Raw genomic sequence first — 21,476 nt, 5'->3', positions numbered from 1 at the left:
GTGCGGCCGGGGCAGGCACTGGCGCGGTTGAAGTTGCATCTCCCAAGACGGACGAAGCGCCGCCAGCGGAAACCGCCAGCACAATGACGAAACAGGAGCGACTCACGTCGCTCCTGTTTCGTTTCCCATGCAAGTCCATCGTGAACGACTCACCACTCCGGTTCGCGCTCCGGCAGCAGCGCGCGGATCACCGCGCCGTCGGCGCCTGCGGCCAGCTTCTCGGCCTCGGCGATGGGAATGTCCACGTCGATCAGCCAGCCCTCCTCGTCGGCCTGCTCGCTGCGGATGACTTCGAGCTGGTGCAGCCGCGAGCGCAGCCGGCCAGCGCCCGGCGGCAGGCGTACGCGGCCGGTGACGTGCTGCAGGCCCAGGCGCTTGCCCAGCACCGACTGCAACAGGTCCAGGCCGCGGCCGTCGCGCGCGGAGATCCACACCCGCTCGCGGCGCGCCTCGTCCGGCACGCCGTCCTGCGCGTCGTGGCGCACCTCGGCACCCTCGATGCGGTCGATCTTGTTGAACACCAGCAGTTGCGGCAGCTCACCCGCGCCCACCGCCTCCAGCACTTCGTCCACCTGGGCGATGCGTTCCTCGCGCAGCGGATCGGCGGCGTCCACCAGATGCAGCAGGAAATCGGCCTCGCGTGCTTCGCTCAGGGTCGAGCGGAACGCCGCCACGAGTTCATGCGGCAGGTCGCGGACGAACCCCACGGTGTCGGCCAGCATCGCGTTGCCGCCGGGCAGCGCGATGCGGCGCACGGTCGGGTCGAGCGTGGCGAACAGCTGGTCAGCGGCGTAGGCGCCGGCACCGGTCAGCGCATTGAACAGGGTCGACTTGCCGGCATTGGTGTAGCCCACCAGGGCCACGCGCGGCATTTCGCTGCGCACGCGTGCGCGGCGCATCTGGGTGCGCTGCACCTCGACTTTTTCCAGCCGCTTCTGCAGCTGCTCCACCCGCTTCTGCAGCAGGCGGCGGTCGGTTTCCAGCTGGGTTTCGCCGGGGCCGCGCAGGCCGATGGAACCGCCGCGCTGGCGCTCCAGGTGGGTCCAGCCGCGCACCAGGCGCGTGGCCAGGTGGCGCAGCTGCGCCAGTTCCACCTGCAGCTTGCCTTCGTGGCTGTGCGCACGCTGGGCGAAGATGTCCAGGATCAGCCCGGTGCGGTCGATCACGCGCCGCTCCAGGAACCGCTCCAGGTTGCGTTCCTGCACCGGGGTCAGGGCATGGTTGACCAGCACCAGGTCGGCGCCGGTGGCGTCGGCCATGGCCTTGACCTCGTCCAGCTTGCCGCTGCCGATCAGGGTGGAGGGGTTGGGGCGGTCGATGCGCGCGGTCACGGTGGCCGCGATGCTGGCACCGGCCGAGCGGGCCAGGTCGGTGAACTCTTCCAGCACATCCTCTTCCAGCCGCCCTGCGTGCGGCTGGATCAACAGCGCGTGTTCGCCTCGTTTGGAGCGGTCAAACACGCGCCACGTCCTGCTTATTCGTTGTCGTCATCGCCTGCCTGACTGCTGTCGGCCGATTGCACGTAGCCGCCGCCCGGCCCCACGCGCACGTTGCGCGCCGGCACCACGGTGGAAATGGCGTGCTTGTAGACCATCTGGCTGACCGTATTGCGCAGCAGCACCACGAACTGATCGAACGACTCGATCGTGCCCTGCAGCTTGATGCCATTGACCAGGTAGACCGAAACCGGCACGCGCTCGCGGCGCAGTGCGTTCAGGAACGGGTCCTGCAAGGATTGCCCCTTGGACATCTTCAACTCCTCATTATTGTTCTTATCGACCCGGGCCATGCGGCTTCCCCTGCCTGCCCGGAACCGGGATGTTACACCGCCCGGCGCGCTTCATCGCCCCAAAAACAGGGAAACCGCGTCCTGCAGGCGGCCGTCGTCGGTGGCCGGATCGAACCAGCGCGCATCCAGTTCGCCGCGCAGCCAGGTCAACTGGCGCTTGGCCAGCTGGCGGGTGGCGAAGATCGCCTTGTCGCGGAAGCCGGCGGCCGTGTCCTGCCCGTCCAGGAACTGCCAGGCCTGGCGGTAACCCACCGCGCGGATCGCCGGCAGGTCGAGCGGCGCCGCCACCCCGGCCATCTGCGGCAACGCGCGCAGGCGCCGCACCTCGTCGAGGAAACCCGCCGCGAGCATCAGGTCGAAGCGGCGCTCGATGCGGGCGTGCAGCAGCGCACGCTCGGCCGGTGCCAGCACCAGTTTGAGCACGCGCGCCGGCAGCCGGGCCACACCGGGCTGTGCCTGCCAGTGGCTGATCGGCTTGCCGGTGAGCCGGTACACCTCCAGCGCACGCTGGATGCGCTGCGGGTCGGTCGCGTGGATGCGCCGGGCCGCGGCCGGATCGACCCGGGCCAGCTGCGCATGCAGCGCCGGCCAGCCCAGGGCGTCGGCTTCGGTGGCGATCTGCGCGCGCAGCGCCGGGTCGGCTTCGGGCATCGGCGACAACCCCTGCAGCAGCGCCCGGAAGTACAGCCCGGTGCCGCCGGCCAGGATCGGCAGCCGGCCGCGCGCGACGATGTCGCGTACCGCGGCGGCGGCATCGGCGGCGAACTCGGCCGCCGAGTAGCCCTGCCAGGGGTCGCGCAGGTCCAGCAGGTGATGGGGAATGCCGGCACGCTCGGCCTGGTCGGGCTTGGCCGCGCCGATCTCCAGGCCGCGGTACACCAGCGCCGAATCGACGCTGACGATCTCGCCACCGTGGCGCCGGGCCAGTTCGATCGCCGCGGCGGTCTTGCCCGACGCAGTGGGGCCCATCAGCGCGATCGCCAGCGGCCGCGTGTCGACCGCCATCAGTCCTCGTCCGGCCAGCGCGGCGGCTGCGCACGCTCGCTGCGCCCGGCCGGTACCGCATCGAGCGCGGCCAGTACCTTGAGCGCGTCGACCGTGGCCGCGACATCGTGCACGCGCACGATGCGCGCACCGCGCTGCACCGCCAGCAGGTGCGCGGCGACCGAGCCGGCCACGCGTTCGGCGGCGACGGCGCGGCCGGTGACGTCGCCGATGCAGCGCTTGCGCGACAGCCCGGCCAGCAACGGCACGCCCAGCGCCAGCAGTTTTTCCTGCGCGGCCAGCAGCGCGAAATTCTGCGTGGTGTCCTTGTTGAAGCCGTACCCGGGATCGACCACCAGCCGGTTGCGGGCGATGCCGGCCATCTCCGCGGCGAACAGCCGCTCGGCCAGGAAACGCTGCACGTCGCCGGCGACATCGTCGCTGGCCCATGCCACCCCGGCATCGTACGGGCCGCCCACCGCATGCATCAGCACCACCGCCGCGCCCGCGTCGGCCACCGTTTCCAGCGCGCCCGGCTGGCGCAGCGCCTGCACGTCGTTGACCATGCCGGCGCCGGCCGCCAGCGCCGCGCGCATCACGTCGGGCTTGAAGGTATCGACGCTGACCGGCACCGGAGTGCGCGCCACCAGTGCCTCGATCACCGGCACCACGCGCTCGATCTCCTGCTGCGCCGACACCTGTTCGGCGCCGGGCCGGGTGGACTCGCCGCCGATGTCGAGGACATCCGCGCCCTGCTCGACCAGCGCCAGCGCGTGGGCGACGGCCGCCTCGGCACTGAAATGCCGGCCGCCGTCGGAAAACGAATCCGGGGTGACGTTGACGATGCCCATCACCCGCGGGCGGTCCAGCCGCAGCAGCCGCCCGGCACAATCCAGCACAGGTGCGATATCGAACATCAGCGCCGGCTCCTGGCCCGGACCACGCTGCCGAGCACGCTGAGCGCCACGCCCAGCACGATACCGATGAAGATGCCCGCCAGGTAATGGCCGGTCTTCACCCCGAAGGCGACGCCGGCCACGGTGGCAATCACCATTTCCGGGATGTGGGTGGACGTCTTGGGAAAAGGTTCGTTCATGCTGCGAAGGGTAGCGGAGGATGGGAGGAAAATACCCCGGTCGTCATCCGACCGGCCGTGGCAGCGGCCGATGTGCCCCCAGGGCGGGAGGGCCGCGATACGCCCGCGCCAGGCCGGGCATAAAAGCAACGGGCCGGGAAAACCCGGCCCGTCGTGCGTGCATGGCAACGGCGGTGGCTCAGTGCTGGCCGGCCGGGTCGGTGATCGGCGCCACCGGGCGCTCGTCGCCGCCCTTGTCGCCGTCGGACGGGTCGCTCTTGCCCTTGTCCACCCAGCCGGCCGGCGGCGAAGGCTTGCGGCCTTCCATGATCGCCTTGACCTGCTCGGCATCGATGGTTTCCCAGTCCAGCAGCGCCGCGGTCATCGCTTCGACGATGTCGCGCTTCTCTTCCAGGATGCGGCGCGCCACGTTGTACTGCTCGTCGAGGATGCGGCGGATTTCCGCGTCCACCTTCTGCTGGGTGGCCTCGGAAATGGTCTTGCTGTGCATGCCGTAGCCGGCTTCCTCGTCGGCATAGACCATGGTGCCAAGCACGTCGGACATGCCGTACTTGGTGACCATGCCACGTGCCAGCTTGGTGGCGCGCTCGAAGTCGTTGGAGGCGCCGGTGGACATCTCGCCGACGAAGATCTCCTCGGCGATGCGGCCACCGAACAGGATCGCCAGCTCCTCCAGCATGCGGTCCTTGTACTTGCTGATGTGGTCGTGCTCGGGCAGCTGCCAGGTCACGCCCAGCGCCCAGCCGCGCGGCATGATGGTGACCTTGTGCACCGGGTCGGCCTTGGGCAGCGACATGGCGACCACCGCGTGGCCCGACTCGTGGTAGGCCGTGTTGCGGCGCTCGTCCTCGCGCATGACCATGCTGCGGCGCTCCGGACCCATGTAGATCTTGTCCTTGGCGTCCTCGAAGTCCTGCATGCTCACTTCCTGCTTGCCGCGACGCGCGGCGAACAGGGCGCCCTCGTTGACCAGGTTGGCCAGGTCGGCGCCGGAGAAGCCCGGGGTGCCGCGCGCCAACACTTCCGGCTTGACGTCGTCGGCGGCCGGCACCTTGCGCAGGTGCACGCGCAGGATCTGCTCGCGGCCCTTGATGTCGGGCAGGCCGACCATGACCTGGCGGTCGAAGCGGCCCGGGCGCAGCAGCGCCTTGTCGAGCACGTCCGGGCGGTTGGTGGCAGCGATCACGATCACGCCCTCGCCGCCCTCGAAGCCGTCCATCTCGACCAGCATCTGGTTCAGGGTCTGCTCGCGCTCGTCATGGCCACCGCCCATGCCGGAGCCACGATGGCGGCCGACCGCGTCGATCTCGTCGATGAAGATGATGCACGGGGCGTGCTTCTTGGCCTGCTCGAACATGTCGCGCACGCGGCTGGCGCCGACGCCGACGAACATCTCGACGAAGTCCGAGCCGGAAATGCTGAAGAACGGCACCTTGGCCTCGCCGGCGATGGCGCGCGCCAGCAGGGTCTTGCCGGTGCCGGGCGGGCCGACCATCAGCACGCCGCGCGGGATCTTGCCGCCGAGCTTGGTGAACTTGGACGGGTCACGCAGGAAGTCGACCAGTTCGCCGACCTCTTCCTTGGCCTCGTCGCAACCGGCCACGTCGGCGAAGGTCACCTTGATCTGGTCCTCGCCCTGCAGCTTGGCGCGCGACTTGCCGAAGGACATAGCGCCCTTGGCGCCGCCGCCACCGCCCTGCATCTGCCGCATCATGAAGATCCAGAAGCCGATCAGCAGCAGCACCGGCAGGAACTGCAGCAGGATCGACCAGAAGCTCGGGCCGCTGGCCGGCTTCATGCGCACGATGTCGACCTTCTTGGTGTAGAGCTGGTCGATCAGCTTCTCGTCGCGCGGCGCGTACAGCGAGCCTTCGCTGCCGTCGCTGCGCTTGAAGCGGATGGCATTGGTGGTCAGGGTGGTGTCGTCGGTGAACTCCACCGACTTGATCCGGCCCGCGTCCACTTCCTGCAGGAACTGGGTGTAGTTGCTGGCATCGCTGGCCACGGGCGTGCCGCCGCGCGGGGCGAAGCTCTGGAACACCACCATCAGCACGACGGCGACAACCACCCATAGCAGGAGGTTCTTGGTCAGGTCGTTCATCCTCATCGGCTCCGGTGTTCCTCTAATTTTTGACGCGATTCGTATGGTGTCGAGCTTACTTGATCTGCGGGCGCTTGCCCTGCCCGAGCGCATAGACCTCGGGCGAGCGCTTGCGCGAGGCTTCCGGCTTGCGGATCACGACCTTGTCGTAACGGCGGCGCATTTCCCGCACGTAGTCGTCAAAGCCGACGCCCTGGAACAGCTTGATCAGGAACGCCCCACCCGGCTTGAGATGGTGATCGGCGAAATCCATCGCCAGCTCCGCCAGGTGCATCATCCGCGGCTGGTCCACCGCATCCATGCCACTCTTATTGGGGGCCATATCCGACAGGACAAGGTCTACCGGCTGGCCGCCAAGCATGGCCTCGAACTGGGATAGGACGGTTTCTTCCCTGAAGTCACCATGAAGGAACTCCACGCCGGCCAGCGGCGGCATCTCCAGGATGTCCAGCGCCAGTACGCGGCCGCTGTCGCCCAGCTGTCTCCGCACCTGCTGCGACCAGCCGCCTGGCGCGGCGCCGAGGTCGACCACCACCATGTTCGGCTTCAGCAGCCGGTCGCGCTGGAGCAGTTCCTCCAGCTTGTAGGCGGCGCGCGAGCGCATGCCCTCGGCCTGCGCCTTCTTCACGAAGGGGTCGGAGAAATGCTCCTTCAACCAGCGTTGACTGCTCTTGCTGCGGGACATCGGAATGCGGCCTGTAGGGGTGGTCATGATACCCTGAACCCCCTTGATAACCCGTAATCACTGCATGTCCATCGTTCTCACCCCGGCCCAGAACCGATTCCTGCGCGGCATGGCCCACGATCTGAAAGCACTGCTGCAGATCGGCGGCAAGGGGGTCACCCCCGCCTTCCTGGCGGAACTGGACGAGGTGCTGGAACGCCATGAACTGATCAAGGTGAAGATCGCCGCCGAGGACCGCGAGGCGCGCGAGGCGATGGTTGCCGAGCTGGTCCAGGCCAGCGGCGGCGCGCTGGTCCAGCGCATCGGCCATGTCGCCGTCCTGTACCGCCCGGCCCGGGAAAAGCGCCAGATCGTGCTGCCCCGCGGCTGACCCGCCGAGAAGCCAAGATGCAACTGAGCCGCGAACTGCCCGACTACATCTATGCCCTGCGCTCGGCCGACGGCCGCCAGGCCCGGGTCAACGACCAGACGCTGGCACGCAGCTTCATCCTGTCCCCCGACCGCTTGATCGAAGACTGGGCGGTGAGCGCGGTCGGCCAGCTGAGCGTGGCCGACCTGGCGCCCGCGCTGGAACAGAACCCGGCCGTGTTCATCCTCGGCACGGGCGAGCGCCAGGTGTTTCCGCCGGTGGAGGTCATGGCCGCCTGCCTGACCCGCGGCATCGGCATCGAAGTGATGAACAACGCCTCGGCCGCGCGTACCTTCAACGTGCTGGCCGGCGAAAACCGCCGCGTGGTCGCGGCCTTCATCCTGGAGTGACGCCTGGCGTCACGCGGCCTGGGACTGCTCGCGTACGCACCTTCCTGTTTTCTCATGCGGGGCAAGCCCCGCATCTACAGGCGTGCGTTCAACGCAATGGCTCGCCCTTGAGCCAGCAGACGAACAGCAGCGCCACGACCACGCCCGCATTGCAGGCGACGAAGCGGGCCGGAGCAGCGGCCGGCGGAAAGATCACGAAACCGGCCACCAGCAGCGCGGCCGCACTGGCATAGGCGAGCCATCCCTGCCACGCCAGCGGCCAGCCCCAGCCCCATCCATGCTCCTTGGCGGCGAACCAGTAACGCGATTTGCCCATGCGCTTTCTCCATCACCCGGCACCCGACCGACGCAAATATCCCTGACCGCGGCGCGGCCCGGGGCCGCTGGCCGCGGAATCCGCCCTGACACCGGCGGCAGGCGGCGTTTCAGCCGGATGCCGCGCCCTGCGCTGCAACGGCCCGGACAGGAGCAGGCCTGCCCCGGCCACAGCGTCAACAGTGCGCAGCGCGGCGCCGGCCACGCATCCTGCCACCGCTGATGGCGCTGGTCGAACGCCGCCAGCACGACATGCAACGGAAGCAGGGCGGAACACGTGTGCTTCATGCCGCCGGCCAACGCCCCCCCGGTTGCTCCGCGTGCCGCCATGGAGCCGCCTGCGGCAACCCGCATTCGGCCGGCTACTTCTGTGGCAGGTACTGCAGCGGATCCACCGGCTTGCCGTTGTAGCGGATCTCGAAGTGCAGCATGTCGCGCGAGGTGCCGGTGCGGCCCATTTCCGCGATCTGGTCGCCGGCCTTGACGTTCTGCCCCTCGTTGACCAGGCGCTTGCGGTTGTGGCCGTAGGCCGACAGCCACTGCTCGTTGTGCTTGATGATGATCAGCTCGCCGTAGCCGACCAGGCCGGCACCGGAATAGACCACCACGCCCGGGCCGGCCGCGCGTACCGGCTGGCCGCTGCTGCCGGCGATGTCGATGCCCTGCTTGGTGGTCTCGCCGGCGACGAAGCGGCCGACCAGCGCGCCGTCGGCCGGCCAGCGCCAGCCGATGCCGCTGTTGGCCGGCGCCGGCGTCGCCGCGGGCGGCGGCGACGATGGCCGCGTGGCAGTCGCACTGCCGCTGCCGGCCGCCGGGCGCGTGGCGGTGGCGCCGCCCGGATACAACCGCAGCGTCTGCCCCGGGTAGATCGCGTTGGGATTGGACAGGCCATTCCACGCCGCCAGGTCGCCCGGGGTGATGTTGTGGATGCGTGCCAGCGCGTACAGCGTGTCGCCCCGGCGCACCACCGCGGTCTGGCCCGGCTTGGGCACGGATGTGCGCGGCGTGGCCGCGGCCCGGGACGCGCTGCTGCCGGAAGGCTTGACCACCGTGGCGGTACCGCAGCCCGCCGCCATCGCCACCAGCAGCAGTACCGCCATGCCGGCGACCGCCCTGGAAGCGCCCTTGATCCCTACCTCTGCATTCATGCGAATTTCGCCCTCCATACCAGCCAGCCCACCAGGCCGGCGACCAGCGCGGTCGCGATCCAGCCCAGCGGTTCGATCCAGCGCCGCAGCGCATCGGCCGCGCGCGCGCCGCCGAAGCGGATCACCGCCGCCAGCACGTATACGCGCTTGCCGCGCCCGACCAGCATGCTCAACACGTACTGTGGCAGCGGCACCCCGACGATACCGGACGCCCAGGTGAATACCTTCATCGGAATCGGCATGAAGCCACCCAGCACCAGGAAGGTGAACACCGCCCACGGCGATTCGACCATCTTCGCCTGCAGCGTGGCGATGCCCGACTCGATGGCCGGCAGCATGCCCAGCGCGGCGAACAGCGGCTTGATCGCCTCGAACGCATAGTGGCCCAGCGCATAGCCGACCATCGCCCCGACCATCGAACCGGCCAGGCTCAGGGTGGCGAAGCGCCAGCCCTTGCGCGGCTGCGCCACGCACATCGGCATCAGCATCACTTCCGGCATCACCGGGAAAATGATGGCCTCGATGAAGCTCAGCACGGTCAGGTAGGTGGGCGCGCGCTTGTGGCTGGCCCAGTACAGCGCGCGGTCGTACAGCGGCCCGAATATCTTCATCGTCGCGGGTTTCCCGTGTCAGTCCAGCAGGCCCGGGAGCAACGGCACGAAGCTGACCGGCGCCAGTTCCTCCTGCACGATGCCGTCCGCCTGGCGGGTAAGTTGCAGCAGCACCTGCCCGCCGGGGCCGCCGACCGGCGCCACCAGGCGGCCACCCACGGCCAGCTGTTCGATCAATGCGTCCACCAGCGCCGGTGCCGCGGCGGTGACGACGATGGCGTCGTAGGGGCCGTGCTCGGGCCAGCCGATGCGGCCGTCGTCATGCTTGCTGCGGACGTTCATGCCCAGTTGGCGCAGGCGCTTGCGGGCCTGGCGCAGCAGGTCGCCGATCCGCTCGACGGTGAACACCTCCAGCCCGACCGCGGCCAGGATCGCCGCCTGGTAACCCGAGCCGGTACCCACTTCGAGCACGGTCCTGGGCGCCACCTGCAGCACCGCCTCGGTCATGCGCGCCACCACCCAGGGCTGGGAGATGGTCTGACCGTGGCCGATCGGCAATGCGGTGTCCTCGTAGGCGCGCGAGGCCAGCGCCTCGTCGATGAACAGGTGCCGCGGCACCACCCGCACCGCGTTGAGCACGCGTTCGTCGCCGATGCCCACCTCGCGCAGGCGATCGACCAGGCGGTCGCGCACCCGCTGCGAGGTCATGCCGCTGCCGACCGCCTCCGGGGACAGGCGCAGGCGTGGCGTCATGCCGGGCGCTCCAGCGTCGCCGACAACCCGCCCACCCAGCTGGCCACCTTTTCCAGCGCCTCGTAGCGGGTCAGGTCGACCTGGATCGGGGTGATCGAGATATGGCCGGTGCGCACCGCATGGAAATCGGTACCGGGGCCGGCATCCTGCTCGGAACCGGCCGGACCGATCCAGTACACGGTATTGCCGCGCGGATCGGTGGCCGGGATGCAGGCCTCGGCGCGGTGGCGGTTGCCCAGCCGGGTGACCTCGAACCCGCGGATCTCGTCCCACGGCAGGTCCGGCACGTTGACATTGAGGATGGTGTCGGCGGGCAGCGGGTCGGCCTTCAGCCGCGCCACGATCTCGATGGCCGCGCGCGCGGCGCTGAGGAAATTCCTCGCCTCGTGGCGCTGGGTCACCAGCGACACCGCAACCGACGGCAGGCCGAGGAAGCGCCCTTCCATCGCCGCGGACACGGTCCCGGAATAGATCACGTCGTCGCCGAGGTTGGCGGCGTTGTTGATGCCCGAGACCACGATGTCCGGCTCGTGTTCCAGCATGCCGGTCAGCGCCAGGTGCACGCAGTCGGTCGGCGTTCCGCTGACCGCGCAGGTGTAGTGGTCGATCCGGCGCAGCCGCACCGGCTGGTCCAGGGTAAGGGAATTGCTGGCGCCGGAGCGGTCGCGGTCCGGTGCCACCACGGTGACCTCGTGGCCGGCATTGCGCAGCTCCTCGGCGAGCATCCTGATGCCGGGGGCGTCCACGCCGTCGTCGTTGCTTACAAGTACGCGCATTGAAGACCTGAATCGCTGAATCCATGACGGCGCTCCCGCAGCCCCGCCGTCTACCGCCATCCCCGCCGGCGTGCTGCACGCCGGCCGGCATGGCCCGATCCGGCATGATACCGGAATGCGCCCACCGCCTTCCCGTGACGCTCTCCCCATTGCCGCAGCCGTTACGCTATGCACATGTCGCACCCAGAAGACGAAGACGACGGCGCCCTGTTCCGCTCGGCGATCGGCGAGGTAACGCCACTGCGCAAGGTGGATGCGCCGGCGATCAGCCGGCCACGGCCGAAGCCGCGCGCGCGCATGGCCGAGCAGGACGAGGCCCAGGCGCTGGGCGAGTTCGCCCGGCTGCTGCATTCCAGCGCGCCGCTGGAAGCCGGCGACGTGGTCAGCTACCGCCGCGACACCCTGCCGGCGCGCATGTTCCAGCGGCTCAGGCGCGGCCAGTACTCGGTGCAGGACGAACTGGACCTGCACGGCGCCAGCGTCGCCCAGGCCGAGCACCTGCTGCGCGAGTTCCTGCTGGAGGCGCACGCGCACGACCACGGCTGCGTGCGCATCATCCACGGCAAGGGCCTGCAGTCCGATGGCGGCGCGCCGGTACTCAAGAACCTGGTGGACCGTCTGCTGCGCCAGCGCAACGACGTGCTCGCGTTCCACTCCGCGCCGCCGGCGCAGGGCGGCACCGGCGCGGTGCTGGTGCTGCTGGCGCGGCGCTGAGCGGCGCCAGTCCGCCAGCGATCCATCGCGCGCCCGCGGCGGGCGCGACGCGGCCGCCAGGCGCAATGCGTCCGCCTCCCGCCAGGCGATGCGCCACGGCCCCTTCACCTTCCGCGGCCGCGCGTAGCGGCTGCGCGCGCGCCGCCCCACACGCCGGGAGGCGCCACGCGGAGAACCTCCGGCTTACGCCGGGGCGACGGTATCGGCGCGGCTGGCGTCGGCCACGGGCCCCAGTTCATGCAGCACCGCGGTGGCGTAGCACCCTGGCGGCAACGCGAAGGCAAGCTCCAGTACGTCGTCCAGCAGCCAGGCATGGCGCATCAGCGCCGGCCGCAGCCGCAGCGCGCGGCGCTCCTGCTTGAGGCCGGCCTGCTCCAGGCCGGCGCGCAGCGCCAGCGCCTGCTCATCGGCCAGCGCGGCCTGCTCCAGGGCCAGCGCGGCACCGGCGGTGCGCAGCTCACCCGCGCCCCACAACGGCCCGCTGGGGTGGATGTCGAACCGCGCCAGGCGTTCGGCCAGCGCCTCGCTCATCGGCTCGGGACCGAACACCGAACGGCTGCCGTCGAGCATCCACACCTCGCCGTCCAGCGCAGCGTCCCAGTTGCCCTGCTCCACCCGCGCGGCGAGCACCCGGTTGAACAGGGCCGAGCGCGCCGCCGACAGCAGCATGGAGCGCTGGTCCTTGCGCACCCGGCGGCCGCCGAACATCGCCAGCGCCGCCGGCACGTTGCCACCATCGCGACCGAAGCGCTGTTCGCCGAACCAGTTGGGCAGGCCGCGCGTGGCGATGGCCTGCAGCCGCTGCTCGATCGCGTCCCGCCCGCCCTGCACCCCGCGCAGCACCAGGGTGAAGCGGTTGCCGGCCAGCGCACCGCGCTGCAGCTTGCGGTTGTGCCAGGTGGAGGCGAGCACATGCACCTCGTCCGATTCCAGCAGCGCCAGGTCCGGCGCGACCCGCCTGGGCAGGTGCACGCTGAAACGCTGCGTGGTCACCGCATGCCGGTCCTTCTGTCCGGCGTAGCTGACGCCCATTTCCGGCACCCCGGCCCATTGCGCCAGCTGCCTGGCCACGGCCACGGTGTTGGCGCCGCGCTTGCGGATGTCCAGCAACAGGTGCTCGCCCTCGCCGCTCGCCTCGAAGGCAGGCAGTTCATCGACCTGGAAGTCCTCGGGCACGCTGCGCATCGACGCGCTCAATACCGGGGCGCCATAGGCAAGGGGAAGATCCATCATGTCGGTCCTGAACAATGGCCCGGCCTGCCTGCCGCGGGCGCGCCGGTGACGGCGGGCCTGCCGGGGCAACCCGTGCGGAGGGCGGCGCTGCTGCCGGCGCCGCGCCGGGCGACGCCCGGTCGCGGCCGGCGACACGCCTGCGGAATGGAAATCATGCGGGAAGCAGCAGCACCACCGCCTGCGCGGCGATGCCTTCCTCGCGGCCGGTAAAACCCAGCTTCTCGCTGGTGGTGGCCTTGATGCTGACCCGGTCCGGCGCCACGCCCAGCAGCTGCGCCACCGTCTCGCGCATCGCAGTCGCATGCGGGCCGACCTTGGGCCGCTCGCAGATCACGGTGATGTCGGTGTTGCCCACCTGCCACCCGCGCGCGCGCAGCAGGCCGTTGCAGTGGCGCACGAAATCGCTGCTGTCCGCGCCCTTCCAGCGGTCGTCGCTGGGCGGGAAGTGCTGGCCGATGTCGCCCAGCGCCAGCGCCCCCAGCATGGCGTCGCACAGCGCATGCAGGATCACGTCGCCGTCGCTGTGCGCGAGCACCCCGCAACGGTGCGGCACGCGCACGCCGCCGAGCATGACGTGGTCGCCTTCGCCGAAGGCGTGCACGTCATAGCCCTGGCCGATGCGGAGGGGGGGAAAGCAGAAGGATTCATGGCGTCGGATCAGGTTGTGGTTCAGGCCCGCGCGGGCGGCGCCGGACGGGCGTCAGCCACGCCGCGACAGCTCGAACTCGAAGCGGGCCAGGTCGGCCGGGGTGGTGACCTTGAAGTTGCACTCGTCGCCTTCGACCAGCAGCGGTCGCGCGCCCTGGCGCTCCATGGCCATGGCCTCGTCGGTCACCTCGACACCGGCGCCGGTCGCTTCCAGCAGCGCGCGGGTCAACTGGTGGCGGCGGAACAGCTGCGGCGTGAGCGCGCGCCACAACCGCTCGCGCGGTTCGGTGCGGTCGATGCCGCCATCGTCGCCGGCGCGCTTGAGGGTGTCGCGCACCGGGGCAGCGAGGATCGCGCCGACCGGATCGGCGCGCCCCACCTCCAGCAGCCGGCCCAGGTCGGCGGCCGGCAGGTTCGGGCGCGCGGCGTCGTGCACCAGCACGAAGTCGTCGGCACGCACGCTTTCCGGCAGCGCCTGCAACCCGGCCAGCACCGAGGCGGCACGGGTATCGCCACCGGTGCAGGTCAGCACCGGCTTGCCGGCGAAGTCATTCCAGCCCGGCCAGTCGGCATCGTGCTCGGCGATGGCCACCATCACCCCGGCCACGCCGGGGTGCGCCAGCAGCGCCGCCAGCGTGTGCGCGAGCAGCGGCTCGCCGGCGGCGAGCAGGTACTGCTTGGGCACCGGGCCGCCGAAGCGGGTACCGCGACCGGCAGCCGGCACCACCGCCCACACCTGGGTGGTCATGGCACGACCTCCTGGGTGGCGGCGTCGTGCGCGCCCGGCTGGGCCACGCCCGGCCGCGCCACCGGGGCGTCCTCGACCACGCGGTAGAACTTCTCGCCGGGCTTGATCATGCCCAGTTCGCTGCGCGCCCGCTCCTCGATGGCGGCCTCGCCTTCCTTGAGGTCCTTGACCTCGGCGGCGAGCGCATCGTTGCGCTGCTGCAGGCCCTCGTTGTCGCGCTTCTGGTTGGCGACCTGGGCCTCGAGCATCATCACCTCGCCCGAATTGCCCGGCCCGAACCAGAAGCGGTACTGCAGCAGCGCCAGCAGTACCGCGAGCACCAGCAGCAGCCAGCGCCAGTCACGCATCGGCGTCAGCGCTTGAGCGAGACGAACGCGCCACGACCGGCGTAGCGCGCGTTGCCGCCGAGGGCTTCCTCGATACGCAGCAACTGGTTGTACTTGGCCACGCGGTCGCTGCGGCACAGCGAGCCGGTCTTGATCTGGGTGGCGGTGGTGGCCACGGCGATGTCGGCGATGGTGGTGTCCTCGGTTTCGCCGGAGCGGTGCGAGACGATCGCCGCGTAATGCGCCTTGTCGGCCATGGCGATCGCCTCCAGGGTCTCGCTCAGGGTGCCGATCTGGTTGACCTTGATCAGGATGGCGTTGGCGGTGCCCGACTCGATGCCCTCGGCGAAGATCTTCGGGTTGGTGACGAACAGGTCGTCGCCGACCAGCTGCACCTTGCCGCCGATGCGCTGGGTCAGCAGCTTCCAGCCGGCCCAGTCGTTCTCGGCCAGGCCGTCCTCGATGGTGATGATCGGGTACTGCGTGGTCCAGTCGGCCAGGAAATCGACGAACTGCTCGGAGGTCAGGCGCTTGTTCTCGCCGACCAGGTTGTACTTGCCGTTCTCGTAGAACTCGCTGGAAGCCACGTCCAGGCCCAGCAGGATGTCCTCGCCGGCGGTGTAGCCGGCCTTGCCGATGGCTTCCAGGATGGTGTCCAGTGCCTCGACGTTGCTGCGGAAGTCCGGCGCGAAGCCGCCTTCGTCGCCCACCGCCGTGCTCAGGCCGTGGCCCTTGAGCACCGACTTGAGCGCATGGAAGATCTCGGTGCCGGCGCGCAGCGATTCACCGAACGAGGTGAAGCCGACCGGCAGCACCATGAACTCCTGGAAGTCGACGTTGTTGTCGGCGTGCGCGCCGCCGTTGATGATGTTCATCATCGGCACCGGCAGCGACGGCGTGGCGCCGGTCTTGCCGGCCAGGTACTGCCACAGCGCCTGCTTGTTGGAAGCGGCGGCGGCGTGCGCGGCGGCCATGGAAACGCCCAGCAGCGCATTGGCGCCCAGGCGGCCCTTGTTCTCGGTGCCGTCCAGGTCGATCAGGCGGCGGTCCAGCCCGGCCTGGTCCTGCGCATCGAAATCCTTCAGCGCCGCGGCGATCGGGCCGTTGACGTTGGCCACCGCATCGCGCACGCCCTTGCCCAGGTAGCGGGTCTTGTCGCCATCGCGCAGTTCCACCGCCTCCTTGGTGCCGGTCGAAGCACCCGAGGGCACGGCGGCACGACCGAACGAGCCGTCGGCCAGGGTGACTTCGGCTTCCAGCGTGGGGTTGCCACGGCTGTCGAGGATTTCACGGGCGTGGATCTTGGCGATAGTGGTCATGGTCTGGGGATGGACTCGTTTGGGTAGGTCTGGGAATGGGAAACCGGCCGCAGTTTAAACGAAGCCGGGGCCGGCGCGGCGCGATGCTTGCGGCTGAAAACGCAGGCACGGCGGCAGGCCCTGAAACGATGATGGCCCGCATCGAGCGGGCCATCCGTCGCCTCACACGGTGGACTCGAGGAACCCGTGCTTCTTGGTGATCGAATCCAGCGCCAGCAGTGTTTCCAGCAGCGCTTCCATCTTGTCCAGCGGCCACGCGTTGGGGCCGTCGGACAGCGCCTTGGACGGATCGGGATGGGTCTCGGCGAACAACCCGGCCACGCCCACCGCCACCGCCGCGCGCGCCAGCACCGGCACGAATTCGCGCTGTCCGCCGGAACTGCTGCCCTGCCCGCCCGGCAGCTGCACCGAATGGGTGGCGTCGAACACCACCGGGCAGCCGGTGTCGCGCATCACGCTCAGCGAGCGCATGTCGCTGACCAGGTTGTTGTAGCCGAAGCTGGCGCCGCGCTCGCAGACCATGATGTCGTTGTTGCCGGTGGAGCGCGCCTTTTCCACCACCGGCTTCATGTCCCACGGCGACAGGAACTGGCCCTTCTTGATGTTCACCGGCTTGCCGGCGCTGCACACCTTCCTGATGAAATCGGTCTGCCGCACCAGGAATGCCGGGGTCTGCAGCACGTCGACGACCGAGGCCACCTCGTCCATCGGCGTGTACTCGTGCACGTCGGTCAGCACCGGCACGCCGATCTGCCTCTTCACCTCGGCCAGCACCTTCAGGCCCTCTTCCAGCCCCGGGCCGCGGAAGCTGGTGCCGGAGGTGCGGTTGGCCTTGTCGAAGCTGGACTTGAAGATGAAGTTCATCCCCAGCCTGCCGGTGATTTCCTTGAGCTTGCCGGCGGTATCGAGCTGCAGCTGCATCGACTCGATCACGCACGGGCCGGCGATCAGGAACAGCGGCTGGTCCAGGCCGACTTCGAATCCGCAGAGCTTCATTCAACTACCTCGTGTTTGTAGCCCTCTCCCGACGGGAAAGGGGTTGGATGAGGGGCCGTGGGCAGGCCCTTGCGGAACCGGGAACCCAGCCTTCGCCGGCGTCCCGCCCGCCCCTACGGTGCGCCCTCCCCGCGGGAGAAGGCGGAAACGAGCGTCAGGCCCGCGCTTCCTTCAACAGCTTGCCGCCGGCCTTCTTCTCGCGCGCGGCGCGGATGAAACCAATGAACAGCGGGTGCCCGCTGCGCGGCGTGGACAGGAACTCCGGGTGCGCCTGGCAGGCCAGGAACCACGGATGCACGTCGCGCGGCAGCTCCACCACTTCCACCAGGGTGTCGTCCATCGACTTGCCGGAGATCACCAGCCCGGCGTCCTCCAGCTGGGTGCGGTAGCGGTTGTTGAACTCGTAGCGGTGGCGGTGGCGCTCGGCCACCACGTCCTTGCCGTACAGCTCGCGCGCCAGCGTGCCCGGCTTCAGCCGCTGCTCCTGCAGGCCCAGGCGCATGGTGCCGCCCAGGTCGGACTTCTCGTCGCGCTTCTCGACCTCGCCGCTGGCGGTGCGCCATTCGGTGATCAGGCCGATCACCGGGTTCGGCGACTGGCGGTCGTTCTCGGTGCTGTTGGCGCCGTCCAGCCCGGCCACGTGGCGGGCATAGTCGACCACCGCCGCCTGCATGCCGTAGCAGATGCCGAAGTACGGCAGCTTGTGCTCGCGGGCATACCTGGAGGTCAGCACCTTGCCCTCGAAGCCGCGGTCGCCGAAACCACCCGGCACCAGGATGCCGTCCACGCCCTCGAGCGCGGCCATGCCACCTTCTTCCAGGTCCTGCGCTTCCAGCCACTTGAGGTTGACCCGGGTGCGCTGGCGCAGGCCGCCGTGCTTGAGCGCCTCGCCGACCGACTTGTAGGCGTCCTGGTGGTCCACGTACTTGCCGACCACGGCGATGGTCACCTCGTCCAGCGGGTGCAGGGCCGCATCCAGCACCGCCTCCCACTCGGACAGGTCGGCCGGGCCGGCCTTGTCGGCGAGCTTGAGCTGGTTGACCACGATTTCGTCCAGGCCCTGCGCGTGCAGCCCCATCGGCACGCGGTACAGCACGTCCACGTCCGGCACGCTGATCACCGCGCGTTCGGAGACGTTGGTGAACAGCGAGATCTTGCGCCGCTCCGAATCGGGAATGGCCTGCTCGGAGCGGCACAGCAGCACGTCGGGCTGGATGCCGATCGAACGCAGTTCCTTGACCGAGTGCTGGGTCGGCTTGGTCTTCAGCTCACCGGCGGCGCCGATGTACGGCACCAGCGTCAGGTGCATGAACAGCGCCTTCTCCGGGCCGCGCTCGGTGCGCACCTGGCGGATCGCCTCCAGGAACGGCAGCGACTCGATGTCGCCGACGGTGCCGCCGATCTCCACCAGCGCCACGTCGTAGCCCTCGGTGGCCTCGTCGATGCAGCGGCGGATCTCGTCGGTGATGTGCGGGATCACCTGCACGGTCGCGCCGAGGTAGTCGCCGCGGCGCTCCTTGCGGATCACGTTCTCGTAGATGCGCCCGGTGGTCACCGAGTTCTTGCGGCTCAGCCGGGTATGGACGAAGCGCTCGTAGTGGCCCAGGTCCAGGTCGGTCTCGGCACCGTCATCGGTGACGTAGACCTCGCCGTGCTGGAAGGGACTCATGGTGCCCGGATCGACGTTGATGTACGGATCCAGCTTCATCATCGTGACCTTCAGGCCACGCGCCTCGAGGATGGAGGCCAGCGACGCGGCGGCAATGCCCTTGCCAAGCGAGGACACCACGCCGCCGGTAACGAAAATAAGGGGGTCATGGCTCACTTGCCTCCCGGAAAGCCCTAGTTTAAAGGTTGTCGCGCGAACACCCAAGCACCGGATGCGGCGACCGCGGAAAATCCTGCCCGCGACGCGCCGGCCTTGCGGCCCGGCCGCCACGGGGCGGTAACAAAAAAGACGCCCCGGCCTGCGCCGGGGCGTCCACGTTCATCGGGAAACCCGCGTCAGCGACGCTTGCGGGCTTCTTCCTCTTCCTCTTCGCGCGGGGCCGGCTGCTCGCCCCGGGCCTTTTCCTGGGCGGCGGCGGCGGCGCGGCGCTTGGCCTTCTGCTCGGCCTCGCTCTGCGCCTTGTCGGCGGCGGCCTGGGCGGCCTCGCCCGTCTTGGCCTTGTCCACGCTCTGGGCCATCACCAGCGGCACCGCCACGACGGCGGCGGCAGCCACGGCCAGAACCAACAATTTCGACGATTTCATTGTCATCCTCCGGAGTCTCCGCCGATTCAGGGGGATCGGCTGCGTACGTTCCAGGGCGCACAGGATACCGCCCCGCGCCTCTCCCCGCACTGAACACCGGCGTGCAAATTTCCCCGGCAGACCGCAAACTTGCCCGTCGCATCAGCGCCTTATCGAGATACATGAACGCCCGCTACAACGCCGCCGACATCGAAGTCCTCTCCGGCCTGGACCCGGTCAAACGCCGCCCCGGCATGTACACCGACACCGCGCGCCCGAACCACCTGGCGCAGGAAGTCATCGACAATTCGGTGGACGAGGCGCTGGCCGGGCACGCGAAGACCGTGGAGGTCGTGCTGTTCAAGGACGGCAGCTGCGAGGTGAGCGACGACGGCCGCGGCATGCCGGTCGACATCCACCCGGAGGAGAAGATCCCCGGCGTCGAACTGATCCTGACCCGGCTGCACGCCGGCGGCAAGTTCAGCAACCGCAACTACACCTTCTCCGGCGGCCTGCACGGCGTCGGCGTGTCGGTGGTCAATGCGCTGTCCACGCTGGTGGAGATCCACATCAGGCGCGAAGGCAGCGAGCACCGCATCAGCTTCCGCGACGGCGACCGTGCCAGCCCGCTGGAAGTGGTCGGCTCCGTCGGCCGCAGGAACACCGGCACCCGGCTGCGTTTCTGGCCGGACCCGAAGTATTTCGACACCCCGAAGTTCAACGTGCGCGCGCTGCGCCACCTGCTGCGCGCCAAGGCGGTGCTGTGCCCGGGCCTGACCGTCCGGCTGACCGACGAGGCGACCGGCGAGACCGAGACCTGGCATTACGAGGACGGCCTGCGCGACTACCTCAAGGCCGAGCTGGGCGAACGCGAGATGCTGCCTGCCGACCTGTTCGTCGGCGTCCTGAAGAAGGAAACCGAGGCGGTGGACTGGGCCGTGGCCTGGCTGCCGGAAGGCGAACTGGTGCAGGAAAGCTACGTCAACCTGATCCCGACCGCCCAGCACGGCACCCATGTCAACGGCCTGCGCACCGGGCTGACCGAGGCACTGCGCGAGTTCTGCGATTTCCGCAACCTGCTGCCGCGCGGGGTCAAGCTGGCGCCGGAAGACGTGTGGGACCGGGTGTCGTTCGTGCTCTCGCTGAAGATGACCGACCCGCAGTTCAGCGGCCAGACCAAGGAACGCCTGTCCTCGCGCCAGGCCGCCGGCTTCGTCGAGGGCGCCGCCCACGATGCCTTCAGCCTGGCCCTGAACCAGAACGTGGAGATCGGCGAGAAGATCGCGCAGATCGCCATCGAGCGCGCCAGCGCGCGGCTGAAGACCGAGAAGCTGGTGGTCCGCAAGAAGGTCACCCAGGGCCCGGCGCTGCCCGGCAAGCTGGCCGACTGCATCAGCCAGGACCTGTCGCGCACCGAGCTGTTCCTGGTGGAAGGCGACTCGGCCGGCGGCAGCGCCAAGCAGGCCCGCGACAAGGATTTCCAGGCGATCCTGCCGCTGCGCGGCAAGATCCTCAACACCTGGGAAGTGGCCTCGGGCAGCGTGCTGGCCTCGGAGGAAGTGCACAACCTGGCCGTGGCCATCGGCTGCGACCCGGGCAAGGACGACCTGTCCGGCCTGCGCTACGGCAAGGTGGTGATCCTGGCCGACGCCGACTCCGACGGCCTGCACATCGCCACCCTGCTGACCGCGCTGTTCCTGAAGCACTTCCCGGCGCTGGTCGCCGCCGGCCACGTGTTCGTGGCGATGCCGCCGCTGTTCCGCGTGGACGTGGGCAAGCAGGTGTTCTACGCGCTGGACGAGGAAGAGAAGCGCTCGCTGCTGGAAAAGGTCGAGCGCGAGAAGATCCGCGGCCAGGTCAGCGTCACCCGCTTCAAGGGCCTGGGCGAGATGAACCCGCAACAGCTGCGCGAATCCACCATCCACCCCGATACCCGCCGCCTGGTGCAGCTGACCGTGGACGACGAGGAGCAGACCCGCTCGCTGATGGACATGCTGCTGGCCAAGAAGCGCGCCGGCGACCGCAAGGGCTGGCTGGAAAGCAAGGGCGACCTCGCCTCCCTGGAGGTCTGATCCGGCACTGCGCCCGTGCCCGCCCAGGCGACCGGCGCCATGGGCGCAGCGCGCGGCGGACGCGAGGGCCGGCCTGCCACGCACGGCGTGCGGCCACCGTCGCGCCGCGGATGCGCGCAGCAGCCGCGCACCGGCATCGTTCCGCGCCCGGGATTGCCCATCCGGGCCGGCGCCGCATGGCTTTGGGCACATTTGCCGCTCCCGCCACGGGCCTAGGATCGTGCGTTTCCC

General features: G+C 69.5%; 23 protein-coding genes. 4 read left to right on the top strand and 19 right to left on the bottom strand.

From position 1 onward, the window contains the following. Positions 1 to 149: 149 nt before the first annotated feature. From B1L07_06480 to B1L07_06455, 6 genes are all read right to left on the bottom strand, one after another. Positions 150 to 1,460 (bottom strand): GTPase HflX, encoded by a 1,311-nt coding sequence (locus B1L07_06480; protein ID AUZ54803.1) that lies wholly within the window; start codon positions 1,458 to 1,460, stop codon positions 150 to 152. 14 nt (positions 1,461 to 1,474) lie between these two features. Continuing rightward, entirely contained in the window at positions 1,475 to 1,750 is a 276-nt protein-coding gene (locus tag B1L07_06475; GenBank protein ID AUZ56492.1) for an RNA chaperone Hfq, read from the bottom strand. A gap of 90 nt (positions 1,751 to 1,840) precedes the next feature. Continuing rightward, entirely contained in the window at positions 1,841 to 2,794 is a 954-nt protein-coding gene (locus B1L07_06470; protein AUZ54802.1) for a tRNA (adenosine(37)-N6)-dimethylallyltransferase MiaA, read from the bottom strand. Then, positions 2,794 to 3,690: a dihydropteroate synthase gene (locus tag B1L07_06465; GenBank protein AUZ54801.1), complete on the bottom strand. Its 897-nt coding sequence runs from the start codon at positions 3,688 to 3,690 to the stop codon at positions 2,794 to 2,796. The genes B1L07_06470 and B1L07_06465 overlap by 1 nt, the downstream gene beginning before the upstream one ends. A gap of 357 nt (positions 3,691 to 4,047) precedes the next feature. Next, on the bottom strand, positions 4,048 to 5,970 hold the full coding sequence (hflB, locus tag B1L07_06460) for an ATP-dependent metalloprotease (protein AUZ54800.1): 1,923 nt from the start codon (positions 5,968 to 5,970) through the stop codon (positions 4,048 to 4,050). Positions 5,971 to 6,025: 55 nt separating this feature from the next. Next, positions 6,026 to 6,682 (bottom strand): 23S rRNA (uridine(2552)-2'-O)-methyltransferase, encoded by a 657-nt coding sequence (locus tag B1L07_06455; protein ID AUZ54799.1) that lies wholly within the window; start codon positions 6,680 to 6,682, stop codon positions 6,026 to 6,028. Between the two features lie 37 nt (positions 6,683 to 6,719). Between B1L07_06455 and B1L07_06450 the strand changes: the two genes are divergently transcribed. Then, a complete protein-coding gene (locus tag B1L07_06450) occupies positions 6,720 to 7,025 on the top strand; it encodes an RNA-binding protein (protein ID AUZ54798.1) in 306 nt (101 codons plus the stop codon). A 17-nt stretch (positions 7,026 to 7,042) separates the two neighbouring features. After that, a complete protein-coding gene (locus B1L07_06445; protein ID AUZ54797.1) occupies positions 7,043 to 7,414 on the top strand; it encodes a hypothetical protein in 372 nt (123 codons plus the stop codon). An 88-nt stretch (positions 7,415 to 7,502) separates the two neighbouring features. On the opposite strand, the gene B1L07_06440 is transcribed toward B1L07_06445, so the two are convergent. The 5 genes from B1L07_06440 to B1L07_06420 all read right to left on the bottom strand — a co-directional run bounded on the left by B1L07_06440 (position 7,503) and on the right by B1L07_06420 (position 10,957). Further along, positions 7,503 to 7,730, bottom strand: a complete 228-nt coding sequence (locus B1L07_06440) for a hypothetical protein (protein ID AUZ54796.1) — start codon at positions 7,728 to 7,730, stop codon at positions 7,503 to 7,505. A gap of 361 nt (positions 7,731 to 8,091) precedes the next feature. Further along, positions 8,092 to 8,877: a hypothetical protein gene (locus B1L07_06435; GenBank protein ID AUZ54795.1), complete on the bottom strand. Its 786-nt coding sequence runs from the start codon at positions 8,875 to 8,877 to the stop codon at positions 8,092 to 8,094. Next, the gene (locus B1L07_06430; GenBank protein AUZ54794.1) at positions 8,874 to 9,488 is read right to left on the bottom strand and encodes a hypothetical protein; all 615 of its coding nucleotides are present in this window, start codon (positions 9,486 to 9,488) and stop codon (positions 8,874 to 8,876) included. The genes B1L07_06435 and B1L07_06430 overlap by 4 nt, the downstream gene beginning before the upstream one ends. Positions 9,489 to 9,506: 18 nt before the next feature. Next, complete coding sequence (locus B1L07_06425; protein ID AUZ54793.1) at positions 9,507 to 10,181, bottom strand: protein-L-isoaspartate O-methyltransferase; 675 nt, start codon at positions 10,179 to 10,181, stop codon at positions 9,507 to 9,509. Further along, positions 10,178 to 10,957 (bottom strand): 5'/3'-nucleotidase SurE, encoded by a 780-nt coding sequence (locus tag B1L07_06420; protein ID AUZ54792.1) that lies wholly within the window; start codon positions 10,955 to 10,957, stop codon positions 10,178 to 10,180. The genes B1L07_06425 and B1L07_06420 overlap by 4 nt, the downstream gene beginning before the upstream one ends. 174 nt (positions 10,958 to 11,131) lie before the next feature. Between B1L07_06420 and B1L07_06415 the strand changes: the two genes are divergently transcribed. Then, positions 11,132 to 11,671: an SMR domain protein gene (locus tag B1L07_06415; GenBank protein ID AUZ56491.1), complete on the top strand. Its 540-nt coding sequence runs from the start codon at positions 11,132 to 11,134 to the stop codon at positions 11,669 to 11,671. A gap of 183 nt (positions 11,672 to 11,854) precedes the next feature. Here the strand turns inward: B1L07_06415 and B1L07_06410 are convergent, their stop codons facing one another. From B1L07_06410 to B1L07_06375, 8 genes are all read right to left on the bottom strand, one after another. Next, positions 11,855 to 12,904: a tRNA pseudouridine(13) synthase TruD gene (locus tag B1L07_06410; GenBank protein ID AUZ54791.1), complete on the bottom strand. Its 1,050-nt coding sequence runs from the start codon at positions 12,902 to 12,904 to the stop codon at positions 11,855 to 11,857. Positions 12,905 to 13,055: 151 nt separating this feature from the next. Then, entirely contained in the window at positions 13,056 to 13,562 is a 507-nt protein-coding gene (locus B1L07_06405; protein AUZ54790.1) for a 2-C-methyl-D-erythritol 2,4-cyclodiphosphate synthase, read from the bottom strand. Between the two features lie 42 nt (positions 13,563 to 13,604). Beyond that, on the bottom strand, positions 13,605 to 14,300 hold the full coding sequence (locus tag B1L07_06400; protein ID AUZ54789.1) for a 2-C-methyl-D-erythritol 4-phosphate cytidylyltransferase: 696 nt from the start codon (positions 14,298 to 14,300) through the stop codon (positions 13,605 to 13,607). Beyond that, positions 14,297 to 14,647: a cell division protein FtsB gene (locus B1L07_06395; protein AUZ54788.1), complete on the bottom strand. Its 351-nt coding sequence runs from the start codon at positions 14,645 to 14,647 to the stop codon at positions 14,297 to 14,299. The genes B1L07_06400 and B1L07_06395 overlap by 4 nt, the downstream gene beginning before the upstream one ends. A gap of 5 nt (positions 14,648 to 14,652) precedes the next feature. After that, entirely contained in the window at positions 14,653 to 15,945 is a 1,293-nt protein-coding gene (locus tag B1L07_06390; GenBank protein AUZ54787.1) for a phosphopyruvate hydratase, read from the bottom strand. Positions 15,946 to 16,107: 162 nt separating this feature from the next. Next, on the bottom strand, positions 16,108 to 16,941 hold the full coding sequence (locus B1L07_06385) for a 3-deoxy-8-phosphooctulonate synthase (protein ID AUZ54786.1): 834 nt from the start codon (positions 16,939 to 16,941) through the stop codon (positions 16,108 to 16,110). Between the two features lie 154 nt (positions 16,942 to 17,095). Next, positions 17,096 to 18,766 carry a CTP synthetase gene (gene pyrG, locus B1L07_06380; protein ID AUZ54785.1) on the bottom strand — a complete coding sequence of 557 codons (1,671 nt, stop codon included), beginning with the start codon at positions 18,764 to 18,766 and terminating at the stop codon, positions 17,096 to 17,098. A 179-nt stretch (positions 18,767 to 18,945) separates the two neighbouring features. After that, positions 18,946 to 19,194: a hypothetical protein gene (locus tag B1L07_06375; GenBank protein ID AUZ54784.1), complete on the bottom strand. Its 249-nt coding sequence runs from the start codon at positions 19,192 to 19,194 to the stop codon at positions 18,946 to 18,948. A 161-nt stretch (positions 19,195 to 19,355) separates the two neighbouring features. Between B1L07_06375 and B1L07_06370 the strand changes: the two genes are divergently transcribed. Next, entirely contained in the window at positions 19,356 to 21,245 is a 1,890-nt protein-coding gene (locus B1L07_06370) for a DNA topoisomerase IV subunit B (GenBank protein ID AUZ54783.1), read from the top strand. Positions 21,246 to 21,476 lie beyond the last annotated feature (231 nt).

It is taken from the genome of Stenotrophomonas acidaminiphila (genome assembly GCA_002951995.1).
Lineage (GTDB): Bacteria > Pseudomonadota > Gammaproteobacteria > Xanthomonadales > Xanthomonadaceae > Stenotrophomonas > Stenotrophomonas acidaminiphila_A.
This window is presented reverse-complemented; position numbering and strand designations above follow the sequence as displayed.

Excerpts from the sequence above, each read along its gene's own strand:
- B1L07_06475 (AUZ56492.1), bottom strand. The coding sequence starts at position 1,750 with ATGTCCAAGGGGCAATCCTTGCAGGACCCGTTCCTGAACGCACTGCGC.
- B1L07_06470 (AUZ54802.1), bottom strand. The coding sequence starts at position 2,794 with ATGGCGGTCGACACGCGGCCGCTGGCGATCGCGCTGATGGGCCCCACT.
- B1L07_06465 (AUZ54801.1), bottom strand. The coding sequence starts at position 3,690 with ATGTTCGATATCGCACCTGTGCTGGATTGTGCCGGGCGGCTGCTGCGG.
- hflB (AUZ54800.1), bottom strand. The coding sequence starts at position 5,970 with ATGAACGACCTGACCAAGAACCTCCTGCTATGGGTGGTTGTCGCCGTC.
- B1L07_06455 (AUZ54799.1), bottom strand. The coding sequence starts at position 6,682 with ATGACCACCCCTACAGGCCGCATTCCGATGTCCCGCAGCAAGAGCAGT.
- B1L07_06450 (AUZ54798.1), top strand. The coding sequence starts at position 6,720 with ATGTCCATCGTTCTCACCCCGGCCCAGAACCGATTCCTGCGCGGCATG.
- B1L07_06445 (AUZ54797.1), top strand. The coding sequence starts at position 7,043 with ATGCAACTGAGCCGCGAACTGCCCGACTACATCTATGCCCTGCGCTCG.
- B1L07_06440 (AUZ54796.1), bottom strand. The coding sequence starts at position 7,730 with ATGGGCAAATCGCGTTACTGGTTCGCCGCCAAGGAGCATGGATGGGGC.
- B1L07_06435 (AUZ54795.1), bottom strand. The coding sequence starts at position 8,877 with ATGAATGCAGAGGTAGGGATCAAGGGCGCTTCCAGGGCGGTCGCCGGC.
- B1L07_06430 (AUZ54794.1), bottom strand. The coding sequence starts at position 9,488 with ATGAAGATATTCGGGCCGCTGTACGACCGCGCGCTGTACTGGGCCAGC.
- B1L07_06425 (AUZ54793.1), bottom strand. The coding sequence starts at position 10,181 with ATGACGCCACGCCTGCGCCTGTCCCCGGAGGCGGTCGGCAGCGGCATG.
- B1L07_06420 (AUZ54792.1), bottom strand. The coding sequence starts at position 10,957 with ATGCGCGTACTTGTAAGCAACGACGACGGCGTGGACGCCCCCGGCATC.
- B1L07_06415 (AUZ56491.1), top strand. The coding sequence starts at position 11,132 with ATGTCGCACCCAGAAGACGAAGACGACGGCGCCCTGTTCCGCTCGGCG.
- B1L07_06410 (AUZ54791.1), bottom strand. The coding sequence starts at position 12,904 with ATGATGGATCTTCCCCTTGCCTATGGCGCCCCGGTATTGAGCGCGTCG.
- B1L07_06400 (AUZ54789.1), bottom strand. The coding sequence starts at position 14,300 with ATGACCACCCAGGTGTGGGCGGTGGTGCCGGCTGCCGGTCGCGGTACC.
- B1L07_06395 (AUZ54788.1), bottom strand. The coding sequence starts at position 14,647 with ATGCGTGACTGGCGCTGGCTGCTGCTGGTGCTCGCGGTACTGCTGGCG.
- B1L07_06390 (AUZ54787.1), bottom strand. The coding sequence starts at position 15,945 with ATGACCACTATCGCCAAGATCCACGCCCGTGAAATCCTCGACAGCCGT.
- B1L07_06385 (AUZ54786.1), bottom strand. The coding sequence starts at position 16,941 with ATGAAGCTCTGCGGATTCGAAGTCGGCCTGGACCAGCCGCTGTTCCTG.
- B1L07_06375 (AUZ54784.1), bottom strand. The coding sequence starts at position 19,194 with ATGAAATCGTCGAAATTGTTGGTTCTGGCCGTGGCTGCCGCCGCCGTC.
- B1L07_06370 (AUZ54783.1), top strand. The coding sequence starts at position 19,356 with ATGAACGCCCGCTACAACGCCGCCGACATCGAAGTCCTCTCCGGCCTG.